General features: G+C 34.4%; 1 protein-coding gene. It reads left to right on the forward strand.

What is annotated here, in order from left to right; genetic code table 11:
• Positions 1-219: hypothetical protein (locus AC0L20_RS41600; protein WP_473295927.1), on the forward strand; the 219-nt coding region annotated here is incomplete at its 5' end.
• Between the last annotated feature and the right edge of the window lie 28 nt (positions 220-247).

Here is a 247-nt window from a genome sequence, read left to right on the forward strand (position 1 = left end):
AGCAGAGAAGACTTGCTTTTGAAGATGTATGATCAAATGTTTAATGATATTAATCGCCATATTTTAGTTGTTTGGCAAAGTGTTGGTGTATTGATCGGAGCATTCGCAGTATTTGCTTTGGTCGAAAAAAATGTTGTATCAATAGATTTTGCAGTTTGTATTGTCTTGTTGTTAGCGCTGTGGTTAATGGCTCATTTGTTTGATGCCGCTCTATATTAGCTATAATCACTAAATTGCGATTATACCA

The sequence above is a fragment of the Bradyrhizobium sp. Kon58 genome (genome assembly GCF_055807455.1).